This window comes from Acinetobacter sp. 24-47-64, assembly GCF_057737055.1.
Genome location: NZ_CM173215.1, coordinates 360,629 through 381,592, shown reverse-complemented (window position 1 = coordinate 381,592; position 20,964 = coordinate 360,629). Strand labels below are relative to the sequence as shown.

Annotated in this window: 21 protein-coding genes; 13 read left to right on the top strand and 8 right to left on the bottom strand. The window is 39.1% G+C overall.

Translation table 11 applies throughout. The features are described from left to right. Positions 1-52: 52 nt before the first annotated feature. The 4 genes from AC1M85_RS01880 (at position 53) to AC1M85_RS01865 (ending at position 3,191) form a co-directional block, all read left to right on the top strand. Positions 53-697 carry a ParA family protein gene (locus AC1M85_RS01880; protein ID WP_180028902.1) on the top strand — a complete coding sequence of 215 codons (645 nt, stop codon included), beginning with the start codon at positions 53-55 and terminating at the stop codon, positions 695-697. A gap of 126 nt (positions 698-823) precedes the next feature. Continuing rightward, positions 824-1,933 (top strand): AI-2E family transporter, encoded by a 1,110-nt coding sequence (locus AC1M85_RS01875; RefSeq protein ID WP_488213446.1) that lies wholly within the window; start codon positions 824-826, stop codon positions 1,931-1,933. Positions 1,934-2,053: 120 nt separating this feature from the next. Then, positions 2,054-2,632, top strand: coding sequence for a superoxide dismutase [Cu-Zn] SodC (gene sodC, locus AC1M85_RS01870; RefSeq protein WP_373687194.1), 579 nt, complete (start codon positions 2,054-2,056; stop codon positions 2,630-2,632). A 268-nt stretch (positions 2,633-2,900) separates the two neighbouring features. Further along, on the top strand, positions 2,901-3,191 hold the full coding sequence (locus tag AC1M85_RS01865; protein WP_488213445.1) for a DUF3817 domain-containing protein: 291 nt from the start codon (positions 2,901-2,903) through the stop codon (positions 3,189-3,191). A 29-nt stretch (positions 3,192-3,220) separates the two neighbouring features. On the opposite strand, the gene craA is transcribed toward AC1M85_RS01865, so the two are convergent. Both craA and AC1M85_RS01855 read right to left on the bottom strand, forming a co-directional pair. Further along, positions 3,221-4,444, bottom strand: coding sequence for a chloramphenicol efflux MFS transporter CraA (craA, locus tag AC1M85_RS01860; protein WP_488213444.1), 1,224 nt, complete (start codon positions 4,442-4,444; stop codon positions 3,221-3,223). A gap of 170 nt (positions 4,445-4,614) precedes the next feature. Continuing rightward, positions 4,615-5,496 (bottom strand): pirin family protein, encoded by an 882-nt coding sequence (locus AC1M85_RS01855; RefSeq protein WP_488213443.1) that lies wholly within the window; start codon positions 5,494-5,496, stop codon positions 4,615-4,617. Positions 5,497-5,801: 305 nt separating this feature from the next. Here AC1M85_RS01855 and AC1M85_RS01850 point away from each other — a divergent pair, with 305 nt between their 5' ends. After that, the gene (locus AC1M85_RS01850; RefSeq protein WP_481954572.1) at positions 5,802-6,530 is read left to right on the top strand and encodes a YoaK family protein; all 729 of its coding nucleotides are present in this window, start codon (positions 5,802-5,804) and stop codon (positions 6,528-6,530) included. 61 nt (positions 6,531-6,591) lie between these two features. On the opposite strand, the gene AC1M85_RS01845 is transcribed toward AC1M85_RS01850, so the two are convergent. The 3 genes from AC1M85_RS01845 to AC1M85_RS01835 form a co-directional block, all read right to left on the bottom strand. Continuing rightward, positions 6,592-6,963: a hypothetical protein gene (locus AC1M85_RS01845; RefSeq protein ID WP_035264384.1), complete on the bottom strand. Its 372-nt coding sequence runs from the start codon at positions 6,961-6,963 to the stop codon at positions 6,592-6,594. Positions 6,964-7,187: 224 nt separating this feature from the next. Next, a complete protein-coding gene (locus tag AC1M85_RS01840; RefSeq protein ID WP_481596176.1) occupies positions 7,188-7,616 on the bottom strand; it encodes a hypothetical protein in 429 nt (142 codons plus the stop codon). Positions 7,617-7,692: 76 nt separating this feature from the next. After that, positions 7,693-9,102: an FAD-binding oxidoreductase gene (locus AC1M85_RS01835; protein WP_481954573.1), complete on the bottom strand. Its 1,410-nt coding sequence runs from the start codon at positions 9,100-9,102 to the stop codon at positions 7,693-7,695. A gap of 352 nt (positions 9,103-9,454) precedes the next feature. Between AC1M85_RS01835 and serA the strand changes: the two genes are divergently transcribed. The 3 genes from serA to AC1M85_RS01820 all read left to right on the top strand — a co-directional run bounded on the left by serA (position 9,455) and on the right by AC1M85_RS01820 (position 12,684). Beyond that, a complete protein-coding gene (gene serA / locus AC1M85_RS01830; RefSeq protein WP_035264273.1) occupies positions 9,455-10,687 on the top strand; it encodes a phosphoglycerate dehydrogenase in 1,233 nt (410 codons plus the stop codon). Between the two features lie 135 nt (positions 10,688-10,822). Next, positions 10,823-11,692 (top strand): EamA family transporter, encoded by an 870-nt coding sequence (locus AC1M85_RS01825; protein ID WP_488213442.1) that lies wholly within the window; start codon positions 10,823-10,825, stop codon positions 11,690-11,692. A 113-nt stretch (positions 11,693-11,805) separates the two neighbouring features. Then, entirely contained in the window at positions 11,806-12,684 is an 879-nt protein-coding gene (locus AC1M85_RS01820) for an EamA family transporter (protein WP_488213441.1), read from the top strand. Between the two features lie 36 nt (positions 12,685-12,720). On the opposite strand, the gene AC1M85_RS01815 is transcribed toward AC1M85_RS01820, so the two are convergent. The 3 genes from AC1M85_RS01815 to truB all read right to left on the bottom strand — a co-directional run bounded on the left by AC1M85_RS01815 (position 12,721) and on the right by truB (position 15,013). Then, positions 12,721-13,179, bottom strand: a complete 459-nt coding sequence (locus AC1M85_RS01815) for a hemerythrin domain-containing protein (protein ID WP_035264279.1) — start codon at positions 13,177-13,179, stop codon at positions 12,721-12,723. Between the two features lie 148 nt (positions 13,180-13,327). Continuing rightward, positions 13,328-14,095, bottom strand: coding sequence for a sulfite exporter TauE/SafE family protein (locus AC1M85_RS01810; RefSeq protein ID WP_488213440.1), 768 nt, complete (start codon positions 14,093-14,095; stop codon positions 13,328-13,330). Between the two features lie 12 nt (positions 14,096-14,107). Next, positions 14,108-15,013, bottom strand: coding sequence for a tRNA pseudouridine(55) synthase TruB (truB, locus tag AC1M85_RS01805; protein WP_488213439.1), 906 nt, complete (start codon positions 15,011-15,013; stop codon positions 14,108-14,110). Between the two features lie 146 nt (positions 15,014-15,159). On the opposite strand from truB, the gene AC1M85_RS01800 reads away from it, so the two are divergent. From AC1M85_RS01800 to AC1M85_RS01780, 5 genes are all read left to right on the top strand, one after another. After that, positions 15,160-16,200, top strand: a complete 1,041-nt coding sequence (locus tag AC1M85_RS01800) for a lipase secretion chaperone (RefSeq protein WP_481590088.1) — start codon at positions 15,160-15,162, stop codon at positions 16,198-16,200. Positions 16,201-16,237: 37 nt separating this feature from the next. Next, the gene (locus tag AC1M85_RS01795) at positions 16,238-17,224 is read left to right on the top strand and encodes a lipase family alpha/beta hydrolase (RefSeq protein WP_481596173.1); all 987 of its coding nucleotides are present in this window, start codon (positions 16,238-16,240) and stop codon (positions 17,222-17,224) included. Between the two features lie 282 nt (positions 17,225-17,506). Next, the gene (locus tag AC1M85_RS01790) at positions 17,507-18,490 is read left to right on the top strand and encodes an esterase/lipase family protein (protein WP_488213438.1); all 984 of its coding nucleotides are present in this window, start codon (positions 17,507-17,509) and stop codon (positions 18,488-18,490) included. A gap of 221 nt (positions 18,491-18,711) precedes the next feature. Beyond that, positions 18,712-19,701, top strand: a complete 990-nt coding sequence (locus AC1M85_RS01785) for a lipase family alpha/beta hydrolase (protein WP_081403225.1) — start codon at positions 18,712-18,714, stop codon at positions 19,699-19,701. A gap of 158 nt (positions 19,702-19,859) precedes the next feature. After that, a complete protein-coding gene (locus tag AC1M85_RS01780) occupies positions 19,860-20,834 on the top strand; it encodes an esterase/lipase family protein (protein ID WP_488213437.1) in 975 nt (324 codons plus the stop codon). Positions 20,835-20,964: the final 130 nt, after the last annotated feature.

The following is a 20,964-nucleotide window of genomic DNA, read 5'->3' as shown; positions in this document are numbered from 1 at the left end:
TAATGCTAAGCTAAGATTAGACCTTATTTGAAGCATGTATAATTTTAAACTCATGAAAACGATACTGATTGCCAACCAAAAAGGTGGCTGTGGAAAAACAATTTCTGCGATTACGCTGGCGACAGCACTCGCACAGAAAGGTTATAAAGTTGCATTGGCGGATGCGGACAATCAAAAATCTGCATTACAATGGTTAAAGCAGCGCCCAGAATCAGCAACACACATTCAAAGTTTAGATTGGCGCCATGAAAAATCGATTGGTGATGCACCGAAGAATCTTGATTATCTGATTATTGATGCTCCAGGTGCATTAACAGGCGAACACGCAGAACAATTAATTGCAGAATGTCATGCAGTGGTCACACCTCTGCAACCTTCTTTTTTTGATATCGACAGCACGCGTCGCTTCTTAAAACACATCCATGACATTAAACGTATTCGAAAAGGTAAAGTTCAAGTTCATTTGGTGGCAAATCGTGTCAAACCAAATAGTCAGAGTGCTCAAGAAATTCAACAGTTCTTTGCCAAGATTGATCAACAACCTGTTGCTTGGATTTCTGAACGAACAGCTTATGGTCAATTGGCGATGCAGGGTCTCAACATTTTTGATAAAAATCAAAAAACTTATTTATCAATACAACAACAATGGCAACCCTTGTTAGATGTTTTAATTGATGATCCAAGTGATTGGTTCTAAATAAAGAATACAGATTGTCATCGCACTTTTTTTTCATTTTCATATATGATGTTAAATGCATACTCGAAATGAATCAGATGTGCGGCAGATACGTTTGAAAATCAAGAATATAGATCAGAGACTTTAGTGCAAGATTTTAATCCAACTTTACAGCGTGTACTTTTATTTGGCTTGTTTTTTATTCTGCTTTATTTGGGATATGACATTGTCAAATACTTTATCGTACCTGTGTTATGGGCTTGTATTATCGCCTATATGACTTGGCCTTTATACAAACGTATTCTCGCTTGGTGTGGTAATCGACCTACATTGGGTGCGTCTATTATGACGTTCTTATTGGCACTCGTTGTCGGTTTACCGTTCACCTTTGCTATCTTCTTACTTCAACATGAAGGCCGAAACTTATTCTTTGATTTACAGCGCCAACTGGCTTCTGGTCATATCACCGTTCCTGACGTGATACGTGAGTTACCCATTGTAGGTAAAGAAGTTTCTCGAATTGTACGTGACATCAATGCCAACCCAAATGCACTTTTTAGTAATATTAGTGTATGGATTCAAGGACATCTAAATTACGGTAAATTCGTGATTAGCGAAATTACCAAAAATTTAGTCAAACTTGGTTTTGCCATGCTCTCTCTCTTTTTCTTTTACCGTGATGGACAAACGATTGTTCAACAGGTCAGTAAAGCGATGGAGAAAGTCATTGGTCCACGTATCCAACATTATATCGACACGATCTCTGAAACAACGCGTGCAGTGGTATATGGTGTTGGTTTGACTGCCGTTGCACAGTCGATATTGGCAGGAATCAGCTATTACGTTGCTGGTGTTCCAAATCCAATGCTTCTAACCATTATGACCTTTATCATGGCGCTAATTCCTTTTGGTCCTCCAGTGGCATATGGTGCTGTTTCACTGTGGTTATTTTCACAAGGTCAGACCGTTGAGGCGATTGGCGTAATGGCTTGGGGCGTTTGTGTGGTGAGTACAGCCGACAATGTCATTCGTCCTTTGGTCATTTCAGGTGCTACTCAAATTCCGTTCTTATTGATCATGTTTGGTGTATTGGGTGGTTTAGCGAGCTTTGGTTTAGTTGGACTCTTTATTGGTCCTGTAATTCTCGCCATTCTTTTAGCCATTTGGCGTGAATGGTTACATGAAACACTGGAACCAGAACCCGTGCCTAAAGCCACGATGGCCTACGATCAAGACAATGAAACACCACTCTCATAAGTGGTGTTTTATTTTTACTGATAAGAAATCTATACAATCAAATACTTAAATCGTTCTTGTTGCTAAATGCCAAATTTGTTTCAATGCGTTATCACTTACATGGAACAAGGATAGAACAGCATGCAAATGCAATCGAAAGTTTCAGCATTCAAAATTTCTATGCTCAGTGCATTGCTGAGTTTAGGCTTTGTGGGATGTGCAGCAACGCAAAATACATCTGCATCCAAAGAATCCAACACTAAAATCCAAACCATTCCTGTAAATGCGGTGAGTGCTCAAGGAGTTCATGATCAAATTGGAACGATTAGCTTCCAAGATAGTGACAAAGGTCTTGTGATCACAACGGACTTAACTAAATTATCACCTGGATATCACGGGTTCCATATCCATGAAAAAGGCTCATGTGAACCTGCTGAAAAAGATGGCAAAATGGGTGCTGCGCTTGCCGCTGGTGGACATTACAATCCAAATCAAGCGCCTGGGCATGGTACGCCAAACGATGGTCATCTAGGTGACTTACCAGTGTTAAATGTTGACGCGTCAGGTAATGCAAAAACACAAGTGATTGCACCACGTCTCACACTTGCAGACATTCAAGGTCTATCCATCATGGTGCATGCAGGTGGTGACAATTATTCAGACCAACCTAAACCACTAGGTGGTGGGGGTGATCGTGTAGCATGTGGTGTTATACGCTAAGCTACACTCAAGACTCATCAAAGGATTAAGCTCTAGCTTAGTCCTTTTATTATTTCGCTGATGATCTATAAAATGTTGTGAGTATCACTTCATATTCATCTTTATAGACATGATTGACACATTAGCTTATTTTTAAATCTACTATCATAAAAAACGATTATTATAAATTATATTTCCCTTAAACAATGCGATCTAGTCCACATAGATTCTAACTTTGCTACAACAACGATTAGGTAAAATAGGATGTCTTCTTTTGTGGGGTTTGAGAATGAATATTAAGTCCTTACGTATTATTGGTTTACTTGAAGGGATTTCATTCCTACTACTGCTTTTTTTTGCCATGCCAATGAAATATATGTTAGATCAGCCTATTTATGTGAAATATATTGGCATGGGACATGGCGTTCTATTTGTGTTGTTTTTAGTCGTATTATTTGTGGTATGCGAGAAGCAAAAGTGGTCTATCAATGTATTTATTCTTGGGCTAATAGCTTCCGTTCTACCCTTTGCGCCTTTTATTTTTGATCGTAAACTCAAACATCTCGAAAAAATACAATGATTAAAAAATCCTCCACAAGGAGGATTTTTTTACGCTGAAGTGGCTCTTTCTTGCATGATCTGATGAACAATTTTTCTTGGAGCACTAAACCACAGTGCAATAAGGATAAAACAAGCCAATGCATATGCCATCGTGCCATAGGATTCATACATAATGCGTACAATTTCGATCACAACAAAGAATGCAATCATCATAATCATGCCTACTGCGGCAGCAACAGTTCCTTTAGATACCTCAGAAGCATCTAAACTGAAACGATAAATCACAGAAAAACTACAGCCCTCACCAAAACTGATTAAGGTCATGCCGATAATTAAGCACCATAACAAATAATCCTGCCAAATCGCACCAGCCAAAACAATAAGCGTTCCAAATAACATCAACGGCAATGCAACTACCACGGTCTTTCCTACTGCATAGCGATCAATAACACGAATCAGGACAATATTTCCAATAATTAAACCACCCAATACAGGCACCTGTGCATAGCCATATTGCATATTGGTCAGACCGAGCTGTTCGACCAAAATTACAGGTGACATAGCGATCCACAAAATCAGTGGAATTGAGACCATGGGTACTGACAAAGCCAAGCCCATAAATTTTTTATTTTTAAAAATGGCTTTGAAATCATCCCATACATAACTTAATGGTTGCTTTGGAATACTCAAATGCTGCTCAGGCATTTTTGCTTTAAGACCAAACCAACTTAAGGCTGCTAAAAAGGCAATCCCAATGAAACCCCAATGCCAAGACACATGGTCTATCATAAATGCGCCGAGCACAGGACCAAGTAATGGTGCGATCAATGAAATATTCGCCATTAAAGCCATGACTTTAATCGCATCTCTTTCTTCAAAAATTTCTTGGATGGCAGCATAACCCACAGCTGAAATAATGGTCAGCCCAATCCCTTGTAAAAAACGAAATGCAAGAAATTGCTCTATAGACTGGGTGAATAAAATGAGCAAACAACAGACCACAAAAAAGAAAACACCTCCAAGGAGTACTTTTTTACGACCTAAGCGATCTGATAACGGTCCTAAAAACCACGCCAAAGATGCTCCACCCAATAAAAAGAAAGACATGGATGATGGCGCCCACTCACTGCCTACACCAAACTCACGTGTAATCGTAAGCATCGCAGGTTGTACAAGATCATTACAGATATAGACTGAAAATTCGAAGAGCACCAATGCCAAAGGAAACATAATTGTTGCCCGACTTAAGGTTGCTTTACTCACCTTTTGCATGTTTTTTTCACATGTTTGAATATTTTTTGGAAGCGTAGTTTACGTGAAATGCATCACAATGCCATGACAAAGTTTTGCGTTTTTGTAACCCTGAACTACGAAACAAAGTCTGAAAATTAAACGAAAATTTAGCCTTTATCGTAAATCAATTTCTCACCCAAACATTGACATCATTTGGCATCAATTGCATGACTTTTCAAAAAAGTACCATGCTTCATTTCCTCAATCGCTTCAACAATCTCATCTTGCGTATTCATGACATAAAAACCACGCCCGACTAAAGGCTCGTTCAGCGGCTGCCCCATGAGATATAAAATTTTGCTATCAGACAATGTGGTGAATTCAACATTTTCACCATGACTTGAAAACACCGCCATTCCCTGATCAGTAAGTAATTCATCATCTGTACCAAATTCAACTTTACCACGGTGCATATACATCAGTGTGGTATCCAAATGTCCTGCTGGTAATGTGAGTGTGTGACCTCCTTTTAAATCCAAATCCAAAACCAGCAAAGGACTATGGACTAATGCTGGTCCTTTCACTTGCATAAAGGCTCCAGCAATGACACGCGCAGTACCCGCATCATGAGCAAACTCTACAACCGGGATATTAGATTTGAGTAAGCTTTGATAACGCGGATTCGATTTTTTTGCAGTTGCTGGCAAATTCACCCACAGCTGAATCATTTCAAATCGTCCACCTTCTCGGGAAAATGACTCACTAAATTTTTCTTTATGAATAATGCCTGATGCAGCAGTCATCCACTGTACATCACCTTTCTGAATAACACCTCCACCACCTTGCGAATCCCAATGCTCTAACTCACCTTCATACACGAACGTGACTGTCTCAAAACCACGGTGCGGATGCTCTTCAACACCTTTACGCAGTTGAGAGGGTTTCAATATACCGGGACCAATATGATCGAGAAGTAAAAATGGGGATACTGTATTTCCGAGTTCATAGTGTGAAAAAACAGACACGACCGGATTAAAGTCTCCAACTGAAAAATGACTGTCGTTACGATGGATAAAAGCGAGTGTTTTCATTTTTTATCTTATTTATTGAATGACTTTAGTTTAATGCGGTTTTAGATTTCCCTCTACGTTAATTTTATGATGCTTTCAGTTGTGTTTTATCAATTGAAATATTTTTGTCATCAAAATTTGATGCAATTTGAAACATATAAAATGTTAGAAATCATCTAATCTGAACATTCACCAGTGATAAATATGAAACTTTTAATTACTTAATGTTCATGTGGACTAATTCCACAAAGCAAAGGATCTGCAGACTCAATAAAACACTTGTTTTGTCGATGTAATCTCTCAGTACACCTTGAGCTTTTAGAACTATGTCAAAATGCTACATACCAATTAAAAATCGCTGGCGACATCATCATGAAGCTTCGATTCTATCTCTCGTCGGTGGTTGGCTAAATACCGTTGGATTTATTTCATTATTTGGCATTTATACCAATCATGTTACTGGCTATATCGTGACTGCAGGCAAAGAAACGATCCTGGGAGGATTAGGACTGTGGGCTCTTTTTATTGGCATTTTCGTATTTACGATTGGTATTACCGCATGGTGTGAACAACGTTGGAAAGACAAATATCCGAACATCTTACTGGGGTTCTTTATTGCAGAGACAATACTGTTAACGCTCTTCATGCTGGCGGGACTTAATTTCAGCCCGTTTTATACTTTGGCTGAATTTGGCGCAATACTTACCGCAACATTGGGCATTGCTGCAATGGGAATTCGAAATGCCATTATCCGAACATTACTATCTACAATGGCTACCTCAACCTTAATGACGGGCAATCTTGCTCAACTGACCATTGATTGTACTATTGCTTATGGGGCGCCTCATGTATCAGAAGAACGCAAACAAGTTGCCAAACAAAATATTCTAAAAATCTTACCGACTATTTTATCCTTCAGTTCAGGTGCAATATTAGGTGCGATTACTTATATGTTGTTTGGCTTCTTATGTATGATTTTTCCCATTTTAGCGATGGGCTATATTTGCTATCGTGAGTGGCGCTTCTCGTCTACTCATCCTTATTCGACTCAATAGTGCATGCAATAAAAAAGGCATAACTCACTATGCCTTTTTAAACCGAATTTCTGGTCTGATGTCATGGACAAAGCGCAGTTTGGAAAGATTTTGTATTTTTTCCTCGCACACATTTGTATTCCGTTTTCTTATTAACTTGCTGCCATTTACCATCGTTCAATTTAAAACTATAGATAAAGCGCTCGGCAGCAATTGAGTCATCCATCAAGCCTGTTTGTGTCACTTTGACTTCGGCTACGGTCGGTGCTTCGGCACGATTAAAATACTGACGTAATTCAACAGTCGCAAGCTCATTGCGTAATTCAGGATGTAGCTTCAAGACTTGCTCTAAAGGAGTGTCATTCCCATGTACTTTAGAAATAACATTTTTCGTAGTAGCACACCCCGTGAGCATCATACTAACTAGACCAACTGTGGTCATTATTTTCATCATCATTGTTTTACTCAGTTCGCCATTGATCTTTTACATATGATGTTCTGAACTGTTGTGACAAAAAAGAACAGATATGTATGTTATTTTTTCTAAAGCTCATTAAAAATGATTAATAGAACGAGAAATACGAATAAAAAATGCAGCATATTGATGCTACATTTTTGAATTTAAACAGTTCAAATGACGCTCGTAACAATTTTATGGAAAATTTCGAAAGTAAATTTTTAAGGGCATAATTTATTATGAAAGTTTGTAGTATCTGGTCCACGACCACATTTCCAAGTTTCATCTTTTGATATTTCTTTCCACTCACTATTGATGTATTCAAATTGGTAAGTTTCACGTTGTGCAGAAACAGAGTCATCCGCTAGTCCACCATAGGTGACAGTTACTTTTGCATGAGATTTTCCAGATTCAGGTGTATCGAATTCCTGTTGTAAATCTACTGTTCTCATATCTTCAAAGCTTTGAATTTTCCGATACACTTGATCTAAAGGAGAGTTTTGAACAGAATTGGCATTTTGTTTCGACGTTTCTACTTGACCAGCTTCAGAATTATGATTTTTAGTATTGATCTCATTCGACTGTTTTTGACCTATACATGCATTAAGTGAAAGTGCAATTGCACTTAGAAAAATTATTCTTTTTAACATTAAAATTTCTCATGAAATAAAAAACAGCATGACAAGCATGCTGTTTTTTAGGCCTTATTTATAGATAGATTTTGTTTCACAAATCAAATAATTTACCTGGATTCATAATCCCATTTGGATCAAATACTTGTTTGAGTGCTTTCATATATTCAATTTCTTCAGCTGAACGTGTGTACTCAAGATATGGCTTCTTCGTCATACCCACACCATGTTCCGCAGAAATTGAACCATCATACTTTTTCACAGTATCAAATACATACTTGTTCACCACCTGACATTTCGCAAAGAATTCATCTTTGGTTAAATTTTCAGGCTTTAAGATATTTAAGTGCAAGTTACCATCGCCAATATGACCAAACCAGCAGATTTCAAAGTCAGGATAATTGTCGGCAACAATTGCATCAATTTCTTTAATGAATGCAGGTACGTGTGTGATGAGCACTGAAATATCATTTTTGTATGGGATAAATGGTGCGATTGACTCAGAAATATCTTCACGCAGACGCCATAAGCTTTCTACTTGGTCTAAGCTTTGACTAAGCACGCCATCAAGTACCCAACCTTGTTCCATACAATGCCCAAAGATTTCCATTGCCTTGTCCATAATTGGCTCAAATGGCGCTTCAAACTCAAGCAATACATAAAATGGGCATTCGGTTTCAAATGGACGTTGCACGTGACCATTTGCCAATACTTTTTGCATCGCAAGTTCACCGAAGAACTCGAACGCAGTTAAATCAATTTTCGCTTGGAACGCGTGAAGAACTGGCATCACGGCATCAAAGTCAGGTACACCGAGCACCATCACTTGCAAATCTTGTGGTTGACGCTCAAGTTTAATTTCCGCTTCGGTCACTAAGCCTAACGTACCTTCACCACCAATAAATAAGTGTTGCAACGCATAACCTGTCGCATTCTTGATCATGCCTTTGTTTAAACGCAGCACATCACCTTTACCAGTGACCACAGTAAGACCGAGTACCCAGTTACGTGTCATACCGTATTTAATGACTTTAATACCGCCTGCATTAGTACCGATGTTACCGCCGATTTGTGATGAACCAGCTGAAGCGAAATCAACTGGATAATACATACCTTGTTCTTCAGCATAGTTCTGAAGTTGCTCAGTCACCACACCTGCTTGTACACGCACCATACGGTCTGCTGGGAAGAATTCCAAAATTTGGTTCATCTTGTCCATGCTGACCACGATTTCACCGTTGGCAGCGACAGCCCCTGCAGAAAGACCAGTACGACCACCTGACGGTGTCACAGCAACATTAAATTGGTTTGCTAGTTTCACAATTGCCTGAACTTGTTCAGTCGTCGAAGGAAAAACGATGACTGATGGATTTGGATCAAAATGTTTAGTGTGATCGCGTCCCCAATTTTGTAGGCTGTCCGTATCAGTTTTGATACGGTTTTCACCAACAATTGACGTTAATTGAGTCAATAACTCTGGGGTTAAAGCAACTGGAGCATTCATCGTTTGCAGACCTAGCAAGAAAGATACAAGTTGTAGATTGCTTAAAAAACAAACCTTTAATCAAGATTTTAAAAGCGTATTTGTTAAGCGAATGTGAAGAAAATATCACCACGACTGGATGAGTCAATTTCACGATTGTGCATTATAAAGCATTTTCCCATGAAACCCCGATAAAATCAGACATTTTGCGAATGTTACTTAGATATGATGCAGTTAATTCAACCGCAGTTTGTCTGATAAGGACTATATCTTGCAAAAATATCCATAGCTCAAGTCATAAAGGAAATGTATATAGCACGCTCACGTATGCTATCATACTGCCACTAAATTTGGCCTTTGTAGCGGAGCCGTAATGAGCCAACATCTCTCTTTGCCTAAAGATAAAATTCGTTTCCTATTGTTAGAAGGCGTTCACCAAAACGCAATCGACACTTTGAATGCTGCTGGATACACCAACATCGACTATCGTAAAACTGCGCTTGAAGGTGAAGCGCTGAAAGAAGCGATTAAAGATGCTCACTTCATCGGTATTCGTTCGCGCACACAATTAACTGAAGAAGTTTTTGAAGCTGCGAATAAATTGATCGCGGTCGGTTGTTTCTGTATTGGTACAAACCAAGTGAACTTGAATGCTGCGATGAGCCGTGGTATTCCAGTGTTCAACGCACCATACTCAAATACTCGTTCTGTTGCTGAACTTGTATTAGCTGAAGCTATTCTTCTCCTTCGTCGTGTACCTGAAAAATCTACAGATACACATGCAGGTGGTTGGAACAAATCTGCAGTAGGTTCATTTGAAACACGCGGTAAAACTTTAGGTATTGTGGGTTACGGTTCAATTGGTTCACAACTTTCTGTACTTGCTGAAAGCATGGGTATGAAAGTGATTTACTTTGATACAGTAACAAAATTACCTTTAGGTAATGCTCGCCAAGTTGGATCAATGGGCGAACTTCTTGCAAATGCTGATGTTGTATCACTACACGTGCCAGATGTTCCTTCTACACGTAATTTCATGACCAAAGAGCAATTTGCTCAGATGAAACAAGGTTCAATCTTCATCAATGCTGCACGTGGTACATGTGTAGTAATTGAAGATTTAGCTGATGCTCTGAAATCAGGTCATTTGGCTGGTGCTGCTGTTGACGTATTCCCGAAAGAGCCTAAAGCGAACGGTGAAGAGTTTATCTCTCCACTACGTAATATCCCGAACGTGATTTTAACACCGCACGTGGGTGGTTCTACGATGGAAGCTCAAGCAAACATCGGTCTAGAAGTTGCAGAGAAATTCGTTGCTTACTCTGACAAAGGTATGACATTGTCAGCAGTTAACTTCCCTGAAATTGCGCTCCCATTGACTGAAGGTAAACACCGTTTACTTCACATTCACAAAAACATTCCAGGCGTGTTGTCTAAAATTAACAACCTGTTTGCTGAACACGGCATTAACATCTCAGGTCAGTCTCTTATGACCAAAGGTGATGTGGGTTATTTAGTCATGGACGTTGATGCTACAGCTTCTGCTGAAGCACTTGATACACTTCATAACGTAGAAGGTACAATCCGCGCTCGCGTATTGTTCTAATCTCTAATACGTTTGGAAAACCACAGCTTTTTCGAGCTGTGGTTTTTTTATGGTGTTTCATCTGAGTTGACGTAGGCTCCGCCAACTTAGATGAAAGATATCCCTTTCTAATCTAACCACCATACGTTTAAAACCATGTCTTTGTTAAAAATAAACCCGCAGTTACAAGCACTCGGTTTGTTATTGATCGCCATGATCAGTCTACAAAGTAGTGGTTCATTAGCAAAAGTTTTGTTTGAACAATTCCCGATCATTACTGTGTCAGCTCTACGTCTGACATTTAGTGCTGTGATTTTGGCGCTTATTTTTCAAGTTTGGAAAATTCAATTTAAACAAATTAACTGGAAAGCCATTGTCAGTTATGGTGTCGCATTAGCTGGCATGAATATGTTGTTCTATCTTGCCATTGATCGTCTTCCACTCGGTTTAGCAGTTTCATTTGAATTTATTGGTCCACTCAGTGTGGCCTTATATTATGCGCGTCAAAAGTTTGATTTTATTTGGGTTAGTTTGGCCATTATTGGACTGATCCTTTTATTTCCCTTTGACCAAGCCAAACAACCTTTGGATTTACTTGGTGTATTTTTTGCGTTGGCAGCTGGCGCATGTTGGGCACTTTATATTATTGCTGGTCAGCGGCCTTCGGGAGTTTCAGGTAATCACACCGTATGTTTAGGCATGTTTGTTGGAAGTATCATTCTTATGCCGATCGCCCTCAGTATCGGCTTGCCAGCAAGCGTATTTGAAATTAATCATCTAATTTTATTCATCACTTTAGCGATACTCGCCAGTGCTTTACCCTTTACTTTAGAAATGATTGCACTAAGAAATCTAACAGCATTAAGTTTCGGTACCCTGATGAGTATTGAACCAGCTGTTGCCGCATTATCTGGTTTTGTATTTTTGGGTGAGCAATTGTTATGGAATCAATGGCTAGCATTGTTTACCATCATTTGTGCCTCAATTGGCTGTACCTATACCACTCAACACGCCAAACAAAAATGATCTCATACTTAATTTAAACTACATTTTCCATGATGGATTGAAGCACTGTGGTCATCATAATAATGTTAAAATTTGAGCAGTCTCACTCTTTTTAATTCGGCTTCGTTTTCCCAATGCCAAATGCTCAACTCACTGCCGTGCTGTTCATGGTCTTATCCATGATCGCCTATCAAATTAGTGCATCCTTCGCAAAGCAGCTTTTTGAAGTTTTAGATCCATTTACTGTGGTCACTTTACGTCTATGCTTTGCATCAATTATGGTTGTATTGATGTTCCGTTCATGGAAAATTCTTCGTCGCCTTCCTTACTTAAAATGGAAAGATCTTCTCTTTTATAGTGGTTCAGTCGCTTTGATGAATGTCTTGTTTTATGCATCATTAGGAAAACTACCGCAAGGGATTGCAGTAGGACTTGAGTTCTTAGGACCACTCACCTTGGCTTTACTGTCAATTCAACAACGAAGTGATTACATTTGGGTCATCCTGGCAATTTTCGGTGTTGTGCTGATGGTGCCTTGGCAAGATGCCAATGCGACTAACTTTTCATATCTTGGTGCTGCTATGGCCATTGGTGCGGGCGTTTGTTGGGCATTCTATATTTATTTTGGACAGAAAGTCGTTCGGCAGAATATCGGCATGCATGCTCTCAGCATTGCGATCGTCCTCTCAGCATTGACATTATTACCGATCAGTATGGTTCATAATCCATCCGCATTAGTTCAATTTGGATATTGGCCACAAGCCATCGTCATTGCGCTTTTGGCTACAGCCATTCCCTATGCATTGGATTTATTGGCATTAAAGAATTTAAGTAAAATGTCTTATGGAACGCTATCAAGTTTGTCACCAGCATTAGGTGCATTGACAGGTTGGTTACTGTTGAATGAACACATTACCTTATTACAAGCCGTTGCTTTGGGTTGTATTATGATTGCATCAATTGGTGTTACTTATCGCGCTGCTAGAATGAAATCACATGGCATAGAAACATAAAAAAAGATGGCACATGCCATCTTTTTTATCATGGAATTAAACCAAGCTGTCTTTATCTAATTTCTTATATTTCTTATATTCAGTTTGATATTTTTTAGCCAAACTCTCTTTTTGTTTATCCTCTAGAATTTTTCCTGCTTGCTGAAAAAAGCCATGCTCTTCTTCTTCAAGATGATGATGCACGGTTTCTGACAATTTTTTCGCGATGGCTAACCATCCTGGATTACTGAATTCAGTTTCGGTGAGTTGCTCAAGTAATTCGTCCATTTCATGATGTTCAGCTAATGCATGACGCGTAATATTCAAACCTGAATCGGTCATCATCAGTGGAATATAGAAGTAACGGTCTTCTGCCACTGCATGAGCAAACAATTCATTTTTTAGCTGCTCAAATAATGTTCGGCGTTCTGGCGTGTCCCCTGAAGTTTGAACCAGCTTCTCAGCAAGTTCACGTTGAACATCATGACTTTCACGTAAAGCTTCAAAAATATTCATCTTGTTATCCTGTCTTATAAATATGATTTGAAAAAAGAAAAACTTGAATGATCTTCAAAACACTCAACTTACTATAAGAGCTTAGGCGATAACTTGGAGATAGGTTTAAGAAGTGATTTGTATAAAAAAGTTTAATGTTGAGAATGGTTTACATTAAGAACATCTGATAACTTAATCGAACAATTAAAATAGATACTAGAATTAAAAACAGAATACGAATAAAACCGCTACCGTATTTAAGCGCCAACTTCACCCCCACAATCGAACCAATCATATTAGCGACAGCCATCATGGCACCTACTGCAAATAAAATGTGGCCTGCAGGAATAAAGAATGTAAGAGCGGCTAAATTGGTCATCACATTACCAATCTTGGCCAAAGCTGCTGCATGCAAAAAATCGACTTGTAAATATCGAATAAAATAAAAAATAAAAAAACTTCCCGTTCCCGGACCGAATAATCCGTCATAAAACCCAATCGCCAAACTTCCTATTCCAGCCAAGAGCAGAATTTTAGTGTTTACCGTTTGTGCAATATGAACCTGTCCAAACTCCTTCTTTGACAATGTGTAAATTGCCATCACAATCAGCATCACCAAGACAAAGGGCTGCAAGATTGATTTCGGAATCATGGAAACACTGGCAGCTCCCGCAAAAGAACTGATGGCAGCACATATCGCCACCACCAGTAATAACTTCCATTCAAACTTAACTTTTTTAGCGAAAGTCCACGCAGATGTTGCTGTTCCAACAACCGCAGCTAGCTTATTGGTGCCAAATAATGTTGCTGGCGCCATATGAGGAAAAGCACTCATCAATGCTGGAATCTGAATGAGACCACCACCACCGACTGCTGCATCAATTGCGCCTGCGCAAAATGCAAAAAAAATCAGGCTGAGGATGATGTCTAATTCCATAATTGAGTTCGCTTATAAATTTAATACACGTTTAGGAACTAGACGTTTTTTATCAGTAATTTCAGCTAAACCTAAACACTTTTTTTCGTCAAAAACGAGGACTTGAGATTCGGCAGGATGATCAATATTGCTTTCCATCCCACGACAAAAAAATTCTGCACGACCTTCTGGTACTTGAACTTTTGGAAAATGATCCACAGGCGCATAAGCAGGTAACAACAATGCTTCACGTTGTTGTTCAGTTAGACTTTCTAAGTATTCAATGGTGTACTCTGGCACAATACCAAAATGTCCAGTTTGAATACGATGTAAATATGTTAAGTGCCCATAACTTCCTAAAGCTTGAGCAATATCCTCTCCCAATACTCGGATATACGTTCCTTTTGAGCATGTCACATCCAAAGTAATTGAATCTTGAGTGAAAGACATCAGTTCAATCGCGAAAATATGAATTGGACGAGCCTCACGTTCGATTTCAATTCCTTTACGCGCCAGCTCATACAAAGGACGACCTTCTTTCTTTAAAGCAGAATACATTGGAGGAACTTGTTGAATGTCTCCAACGAATTGCTGAATCACGCTTTGAATTTTATCTTCGTTAAGTTCAATCGGTTGTGCCTCGAGCAAAACTTCACCCTCGACATCACCTGTAGTTGTACTATTTCCCAATTGAATCGTCGTTTGATAACGTTTAGTAGATTCCAGTAAAAAGTGTGAAAACTTGGTCGCTTCACCTAAGCAAATCGGGAGTAAGCCTGATGCTAATGGATCTAAAGCGCCAGTATGACCACCTTTTTCAGCACGATAGAGCCAACGCACTTTTTGCAATGCTGCATTTGAGCTAATCCCCAAAGGTTTGTTTAGTAGAAATACACCACTTATATGACGTCGAGTAATTTTTGGAGATTTAGCAGACATTAGATAATATTCAGATCAGTAAAATACTGCTATTTTATCAAATCCATTTATCGAATATTGATTAAATTTTTATGCATAAAATGTGACATTTCTGGCAAATTATTCTACACCATTAATAATAACTAAATGATTTCATAGGATGTGAAATGAATTCAAAAGCTAAATTGAAAATTACACTGCTGATTGTGGCGTGTCTGATCGTTTTATTCCTTCTCTTTCAATGGTTGAAACCTGACTCAGCTGAATCTGCTGAAAACTCACAACGAGCAGCACAAGATGCCGAAATTCAATCAGAAAATATGGCGCTACAACAAAGTACAACCGTGAATGGTTCTAGCTTTGCAAGTAAAAGTCAGCAAGATATTCAAATCAATTGTCAAATCCAAACCGATAACGCCAACCGTTTGATTGTGAATGAAAATACTAAGAACTGTTTTGAGTTTTTTATTACCCAATACGGCGAAAAAGAGATTCCGCAAATCAAGGCTGATTTTATTAAATTTGCTCAAAGCACCTATCAAGAACCATTACTAGGTCAACTGACAGATTTATGGTCACGCTATGTTCAATATCGTGAAAAAATGGGTGACCTAACACCACCAAACCATGACAAAGAAAGTGCGCAGTATTACAAAGCTATTTTTAATCAGATGAAATCATTGCGTAAACAATTTTTTTCAGACTATGAAATTGAAGGTTTATTTGGTATCGAAGATGAATATCATGATTATACCTTGGCTCGCATGAGTGTCATGGAAGATAAAAATTTATCTGAAAAACAAAAAGCCGATAAATTAAAAGAACTGTTCAATGATCTACCTGAAGATTGGAAAGAAAATTTAAAACAACTTTCTCAACTTGAAGATCTGCGCCAATTAACTGCAGAAATTAAAGCTCGTGGTGGTAGCGCAGAAGAAATTCGTCAAATGCGTCTCAGCTTAGTGGGTCCTGAAGCAACACAACGTCTAGAAAATCTTGATGGACAGCGCTCAAATTGGAAAAGCAAGGTCAATCAATATTTATCTGAACGTGACAGCATTGTAAAAAGTAATATGAGCCCTAGTGCAAAGCAGGAAGCTGTACAACGCCTCCGTTCTCAACATTTTAATAATTCACAAGAGCAACTTCGGGTAGAAACATTTGAGCAAGTTCATGATCAAGGCGGTCAACTTCCTTTTGCCGATTAATCTTTTCAAGGAACACATTCATTCACAGGGAAGAACGATGAAAAACTTAAAACTTAAATTGATACCTACGACGTTAGCATTCGTCACAACGCTATGCTTATCAAGCTCATTCACTGCCCACGCAGGTCCGGGATTACTCGAAGTAAATGAGACAAAGATCGGTAGTTACGCAAAAACCAAATATCCTATTGTGATGACACACGGTTGGTTAGGCTGGTCTCGCATAGGCAATGAAACATTCAATATTGACTATTGGTATCAAATCTTACCTGATCTATCGCGCAATGGTGCACGCGTTTTTGCAGCACAACTCTCACCTGCTCATACGACTGAATTTCGAGGAGAACAATTAATTTCTCAGGTTGAAGAAGTAATTGCGATTACTGGGCAGAAAAAGGTCAATCTGATTGGTCATTCGCACGGCGGACCGACTGTGCGTTATGTTGCAGCAGTAAAACCCGACTATGTTGCTTCTGTTACTGGTGTAGGAGGGACTTTCAGAGGTTCTATGGTCGCAGATAAAATTCAAAATAATGAAGCAACTCGAACAATATTTAATATTTTAGGGGATTACATCATTCCCCCATTAATTGCTTATGCACAAGGTCGTCCTGATATGCCGATCAGCTTTGATGCTTCGATGAAATCATTAACTGAAACAGGCTCTGCTGCATTTAATGAACGTTTTCCAACAAAAGCTCTCGCGTCAAGTTGTACTCGTTTAGGCAGCCCAATAGACAACGGAATCTTTTATTATTCTTGGACTGGTGTTGCACAAACCACCAACCTCTTAGATATCGATACCATTTTAATGCAGCTAGGGCCTTTAGCGTATGGCAATAAAGATAATGATGGCATGGTTGGGCGCTGTAGCACGCATATAGGACGTGTAATTCGTGATGATTACAAACTAAATCATACCGATTTAGCTAATATGATGTTCGGTCTCAAAGGTTTATTTGCCCCAGATCCTATTTCACTTTATCGCCAGCATGCCAATCGTTTGAAACTGACAGGACTCTAGACGCACAAAATAGCGCAGTTAAATGGAAAGCTATTCATCAGAATAGCTTTTCCGACCATCAGCGACTCTCGACAAAATTTAAATAATGCTTTTTGAACACATTTGCTAATGATTAAATCCTTTAATTATTTCAACTTTTGATTCTTTTTTGCTTTTTATATGTTAATTCGGCAAGCTAAATTGGCATTTTTTGTATCTTGTTGCATTCAATAACATCTTTTAAGGTCTTCTGTATGTTCATCTGGAAGAACATCATAGATTCACTAAAAACTAGGAATAATAATGAAAATAAAACACATTCTAGGCTCGCTGGTGACAGCGCTATGTCTAACATCTACGACAACTTATGCTACTCAAGCTCAACAGATCAAAGTCTCAAGTGTCAAATCTGACTATGCCAAAACGAAATATCCTATTGTATTCGCTCATGGAATGGTTGGATTTATACGTTTGGGCACTGAAAGTCTAGGCATGGATTACTGGTATCAAATTTTACCTGATCTAGCGAGAAACAGTGCAAACACATGGGCGGCTAGAATGTCTCCTTTCAATTCTTCTGAAGTCCGAGGTGAACAATATGTTCAACAACTTGAAGAAGTCATGGCGATTACTGGTGCTGACAAACTCAATCTGATTGGTCATAGTCATGGTGCAAACTCTGTTCGTTATGCCGCAGGTGTAATACCTGAACATGTTGCATCGGTGATGACTGTAGCCGGTGCCAACAAAGGCACAATCATCGCGTCAGATGTATTAAAAATCGCAGATAAAACAGGAACATCAGAGCTACTGAATGTTCTCATCAGCACTTTTGGTAAAGTCATTATGTGGGCGCAAGGTCTTCCTGCTGATACGTTCCCACATGATGCGATGGCCGCTGGTGTGAGTACATCTGTTGAAGGAACTGCCTTGTTTAATCAAAAATTCCCTCTCGGTTTACCATTAACCCACTGTGGCGAAGGTGCTTATCAAGAAAAAGGAATTCATTTATATTCAATGACAGGAAACAAGCCTTTTACGAATGCCTTGGATCTAGGTGACCCTGTCATGGTTCTACTTGACCGTTTGTCGGTTCATAAAGCAGGAAAAAATGATGGCATCGTTCCAGTTTGTAGTGCCCATTTTGGTAAAACTATTCGTGATGACTTTCCGTGGAATCATTTAGATGAGGTGAACTTGCTGTTCGGAATTAAAGGATTTTTTGCTCCTGACCCAGTTGCAGTTTATAGACAGCACGCCAACCGCCTTAAATTACAAGGACTTTAAATCTCTAGCTCTTTAATTGAGTAATTGCTTTCAAATTCATTAGGCTGGATTTGAAAGCAGATTCAAATCTTCATCAAGATAGTTCATTGATCAAATCTACCTCTCTTTTTTAACCTTAAAAATTTACCATTCATCTATTCGATATTTAAAATGTGATTTACATCACTATAATCAATTTAACTCTAGGATTAGGGTTTGATAATAAAAAGTTGAGGATGATGATGAAATACAACAAAATTATGGCGTGCCTACTTACGTCTGCAGCTTGCTTAACGACTCAATTATCTAATGCTTCTGCATTAGAAGTGAAACCTGTAACCTCGACACTTGGCAAATACAATACCTACGCAAAAACTAAATACCCAATCGTATTTGCACACGGACTAACAGGATTTGTCCGTCTTGGTACAGAGAGCTTTGGTTTAGATTATTGGCACCAAATCCTGCCAGATCTAGCGCGTAATGGTGCTAATGTCTGGCCTACACGAGTATCTCCATTCAACTCCAACGAAATTCGTGGAGAGCAATTGCTTCAACAAGTTGAAGATATTTTAGCCATTACTGGTGCACAAAAAGTGAACTTAATTGGGCATAGTCAAGGTGGACCATCAATACGTTATATTGGTGGAACAATTCCTGAACATGTGGCATCCATGACCACTGTCGCTGGTGTGAATAAAGGATCACCTATGGCAGACTTTATCTTGCGTTCAGAAGGAACAGGACTTGATACTGTGCTTGCGACAGCGATGAATTTTGTCTCGGGAGCAATTGTTTGGGCACAAGGATTAAATGCGAAAAGCCTGCCACATGATTCGCTTGCCTCGGCTAAAAGTTTATCTACAGCAGGCTCATTAGCATTTACAGAACGTTTCCCTGCGGGTGTACCAACCACAAAATGTGGTGAGGGCGCATATCAAGTCAATGGCATGCGTATGTATTCATTTACTGGTAATACACCGTTTACCAATGCCCTTGATCCATCGGATTATGCAATGCAAGCGGCATCTTTCATTGTATCTAAGGAAGGTGCAAATGATGGTTTAGTCCCAGTTTGCAGTGCTCGCTTCGGACAAACGATTCGGGATGATTACCGTTGGAATCATTTAGATGAGGTCAATCAAATGATGGGGATGACTAGCATTTTTGCAGCAGATCCAGTATCAGTTTATCGACAACACGCAAATCGTTTGAAACTTCAAGGACTATAATCTTCTCAAGCCTCCATACGCTCATCACGAAATTATGGAGGCTTATCTTAAAAATTGTTCCCTAAAGTTTAAATCCACTTTTCTTTCCTTTTGCTTCGCTATACTCTTATTGTGACAACGGAAATTGTCGAGTATTTCAATCCATCTAAGGAATAGAGATGAGAAAATTTATTTTGGGGACATGCCTCTCTTTCGCATGTTTAATTGGCACGAGTTACGCTGCTACAGCACCTGAACAAGTGACTTCAAAATTTCAAACTACTTATGCAAAAACCCAGTATCCAATCGTATTTAGTCACGGAATGTCTGGTTTTATCCGTATTGGCACTGATCCACTCGGTGTAGATTATTGGTATCAAATTTTACCTGATCTCGCCCGTAACGGTGCAAATGTATGGGCTTCCCGTGTATCGCCATTTAACTCATCAGAAATTCGGGGTGAGCAACTTTTACATCAAGTTGAAGAAGTCATTGCACTCACTGGATCGCCTAAGGTCAATCTAATCGGTCACTCTCACGGCGGTCCCACAATTCGATATGTCGCAGGTGTAAGACCTCAATTAGTCGCATCAATGACAGCGATTGGGGCGCCACATCAAGGCTCACCAGTGTCTGATTTTATATTAAAAATTCGTGATACAGCACCAATCCTTGAAACACCTATTGTGGCTGTAGTCAATCTACTGTCTAAAGCTATTATTTGGGCACAGGGACTTGATCCAGCATCCTTCCCTCATGACTCACTTGCGGGAGCCAATAGTTTGAGCTTAGCAGGATCAGCAATATTTAATCAAAAATATCCTATAGGCGTTCCTCAAAACTCATGCTCTGAAGGTTTATATCGTGAACAAGGAATATATAACTATTCCTTTACGGGTATCGGAACGGTCACAAACCCACTTGATGTAGACTCAGCTTTAAAAATTACCAGTTTATTAATTGATGGTGGTCAAGAGAATGATGGTCTAGTTTCACGCTGTAGTGCGAAATTCGGTAAAACCATCCGTGATGATCTCAATTGGAATCATCTAGATGAAGTCAATCAAGTGCTTGGTTTAAAAAGTGTCTTTGCGCCAGATCCAGTCTCGATGTATCGTCAACATGCAAATCGCCTTAAACAACAAGGTCTCTAATATATTTTTTTGTCTGCACTCATCTCTAGATGGGTCCAGACTGTTTAAATAGCCCTCATTAGCATGACATATCTATCCTATAAATGAGTCACCCATCCAATTTATATCAATAAATTTGCACTTTATCTCT

Coding starts and splice junctions, on each gene's coding strand:
- AC1M85_RS01880 (WP_180028902.1), top strand. CDS start 53: ATGAAAACGATACTGATTGCCAACCAAAAAGGTGGCTGTGGAAAAACA.
- sodC (WP_373687194.1), top strand. CDS start 2,054: ATGCAAATGCAATCGAAAGTTTCAGCATTCAAAATTTCTATGCTCAGT.
- AC1M85_RS01865 (WP_488213445.1), top strand. CDS start 2,901: ATGAATATTAAGTCCTTACGTATTATTGGTTTACTTGAAGGGATTTCA.
- craA (WP_488213444.1), bottom strand. CDS start 4,444: ATGCAAAAGGTGAGTAAAGCAACCTTAAGTCGGGCAACAATTATGTTT.
- AC1M85_RS01855 (WP_488213443.1), bottom strand. CDS start 5,496: ATGAAAACACTCGCTTTTATCCATCGTAACGACAGTCATTTTTCAGTT.
- AC1M85_RS01850 (WP_481954572.1), top strand. CDS start 5,802: ATGTCAAAATGCTACATACCAATTAAAAATCGCTGGCGACATCATCAT.
- AC1M85_RS01845 (WP_035264384.1), bottom strand. CDS start 6,963: ATGATGAAAATAATGACCACAGTTGGTCTAGTTAGTATGATGCTCACG.
- AC1M85_RS01840 (WP_481596176.1), bottom strand. CDS start 7,616: ATGTTAAAAAGAATAATTTTTCTAAGTGCAATTGCACTTTCACTTAAT.
- AC1M85_RS01835 (WP_481954573.1), bottom strand. CDS start 9,102: ATGAATGCTCCAGTTGCTTTAACCCCAGAGTTATTGACTCAATTAACG.
- serA (WP_035264273.1), top strand. CDS start 9,455: ATGAGCCAACATCTCTCTTTGCCTAAAGATAAAATTCGTTTCCTATTG.
- AC1M85_RS01825 (WP_488213442.1), top strand. CDS start 10,823: ATGTCTTTGTTAAAAATAAACCCGCAGTTACAAGCACTCGGTTTGTTA.
- AC1M85_RS01820 (WP_488213441.1), top strand. CDS start 11,806: ATGCCAAATGCTCAACTCACTGCCGTGCTGTTCATGGTCTTATCCATG.
- AC1M85_RS01815 (WP_035264279.1), bottom strand. CDS start 13,179: ATGAATATTTTTGAAGCTTTACGTGAAAGTCATGATGTTCAACGTGAA.
- AC1M85_RS01810 (WP_488213440.1), bottom strand. CDS start 14,095: ATGGAATTAGACATCATCCTCAGCCTGATTTTTTTTGCATTTTGCGCA.
- truB (WP_488213439.1), bottom strand. CDS start 15,013: ATGTCTGCTAAATCTCCAAAAATTACTCGACGTCATATAAGTGGTGTA.
- AC1M85_RS01800 (WP_481590088.1), top strand. CDS start 15,160: ATGAATTCAAAAGCTAAATTGAAAATTACACTGCTGATTGTGGCGTGT.
- AC1M85_RS01795 (WP_481596173.1), top strand. CDS start 16,238: ATGAAAAACTTAAAACTTAAATTGATACCTACGACGTTAGCATTCGTC.
- AC1M85_RS01790 (WP_488213438.1), top strand. CDS start 17,507: ATGAAAATAAAACACATTCTAGGCTCGCTGGTGACAGCGCTATGTCTA.
- AC1M85_RS01785 (WP_081403225.1), top strand. CDS start 18,712: ATGAAATACAACAAAATTATGGCGTGCCTACTTACGTCTGCAGCTTGC.
- AC1M85_RS01780 (WP_488213437.1), top strand. CDS start 19,860: ATGAGAAAATTTATTTTGGGGACATGCCTCTCTTTCGCATGTTTAATT.